This window comes from Zoogloea oleivorans (genome assembly GCF_008107625.1).
Classification (GTDB): domain Bacteria; phylum Pseudomonadota; class Gammaproteobacteria; order Burkholderiales; family Rhodocyclaceae; genus Zoogloea; species Zoogloea oleivorans.
In genome coordinates, this window is the sequence record NZ_SDKK01000083.1 from 1 (window position 1) to 1,861 (window position 1,861).

At 64.4% G+C, this 1,861-nt stretch carries 2 protein-coding genes; both read right to left on the bottom strand.

Annotated elements, in window-relative coordinates:
• On the bottom strand, window positions 1–283 hold a 283-nt coding region (locus tag ETQ85_RS26785), incomplete at its 3' end, for a hypothetical protein (RefSeq protein ID WP_222862324.1).
• A 91-nt stretch (window positions 284–374) separates the two neighbouring features.
• Window positions 375–1,733, bottom strand: coding sequence for an IS1380 family transposase (locus ETQ85_RS25815; RefSeq protein WP_148578422.1), 1,359 nt, complete (start codon window positions 1,731–1,733; stop codon window positions 375–377).
• Window positions 1,734–1,861 lie beyond the last annotated feature (128 nt).

Here is a 1,861-nt window from a genome sequence, read left to right on the forward strand (position 1 = left end):
GGCAGCCCAAGTTAGTTGCGTGAGTAGTCGTGAGATAATTGGGGCGTCCTGTGCCGCTCGACTGACCAAGAAAATAAACGCTCCTTAGACGTACAACGATAGGAAACATGCTTAATTTCAAGATCACGGCCACCGGTGTTGAGCTCGAACCTGAATCCGTGGCCGCCACTTTCGCGCCTGGCAGGCTGTCCGCATAGCGCCGTGAAATGGGTTTTGAATTGAAACTTGAGCCCGTATTTCGCATGAAACCGCATCGCCAGACAAAATTGACGCGTGTTTGCACGGCCAAATCCGGGCTTGCGCCGGCTTTCGCTATGGACGGACGAGCGTTCACCTGCCTGGCGGCATCGAATGGCGACCCACGGGGAAGTGCCTCAGCCGGAGAACTGGAGCAGGGTCTGGTAGTGACGCTCGAACACGGTGAAGGCGGCGCAGCGCTGGCCAAGGCCCAAGGTCAGACGCCGGGCATGCGTGATGACGCGGGCGGCGACGCCGATGATTTCCTGCATCACGGTCTTCAGGCGCCGCCGCTTGGCGGGGTGGCGAACCGGGCTGTCGGGCTCGATCAGGGTCGCCTGGCCGATGGCGCGCAGAATGTTGAAGGCCAGCACGGCCAGGGACAGCACCAGATCGTTGGTGGCGAATTTGCCCGAAGGCAGGCGCTCCAGGTCCAGATCGGTCTTGAACTCGGAGTGAAACTGCTCATGGGTGCCGTGTGCCTGGTACAGCGCGACGATCTCGGCGACGGGCAGTTCAAGGCTGGTGAGCCAGCCTTCGATCTCGAGATCGGGCATCAGTAGGATCTGGCCGTCGCGATCGATCGTGCGCTCAATCAGATGCATCACCCGGTGCATCGTGACTTTGGTCCCGGCGAATTTGCGGGTGAGGGGTTCGACAACGTACGTTTCGCGCTTGCCCGCGCGCGGATGCGACCAGACGGTGGCAGGGTCCGCGGCGAGGCGCTCGTGGAGGGTGGCCACCTTGAAACGGCGCGGGTTCCACTTGACCAGCCAGTCCACCGGCCCCGCTTCGCGCGCGGCGGCCAGAGCCACGAAGATCGCGGCGCCATCGAAGCCCGAGTCGGCGCGCACCAGGAGCGGCAGCGCCGTCACCGCCCGCGCGCGCGGCAGCAGGCGGCGCAGGAAATCCGGCGTCTCCGAGGCCGAATGCTGGGTGCCGGGGCGCAGTTCGAGCCCGAGGCAGTAGCCTTCCTCGGCCAGATAGCCGGCAATCGGCGCATAGCCGTCGAAGCCCATGTAGGTGCGCCCCACGCCTTCCTTCTTCGTGCCGCTGTTGTCGAGGGTGAAGACATCGAAGTCCAGCGCCAGATGGCCGGTGGAGAGCGGCGTGAGGGTCGGTTTGGCGCGCGCCAGGAGGCGCTCGTTGGCCTCGTCCAGCGCCCTCAGTGCGCTGTCGCCGGCCTCGCCCAGGGCGTCCATGCGTTGGCGCAGCGTCGGCGAGGACGGTACCGTCGAGAGGTCCAGCGCATCGCGGAAGAAGGCGTCGCCGCGCAAGGATTCGATGGCGTCAAAGTCGGACTTCCCGCTGCACAGCAGCCCGACATAGGCCTTGAGCAGAGAACTGGTCCCAATGCCCCCCTTGCCGGCAATGGGGAAACGCGGATCGATGACCTGGTCGATCTGCGCAAAGCGCTTGAGGTATTGCCCCACCAGCGACAATCCGGCGTGCGCCGTCAGGTTGTAGGGCAGGCGCTTGATTTGAAAGTCGGGCATGGCGGCGGTGGCGGGGGCAAGGCCGTCATTATCTCAAATGCCCGCCGACTTCACCCGGCGGGTGAGCGGAAAAACGCCCGGAACCCGTGCCAGTCAAGGGATTGGGCGGTTCTGGTCACGGATTCAGG

What these genes read in the sequence shown, in the direction of transcription:
- ETQ85_RS25815 (WP_148578422.1), bottom strand. Translation starts at nt 1,733, where the DNA reads ATGCCCGACTTTCAAATCAAGCGCCTGCCCTACAACCTGACGGCGCAC.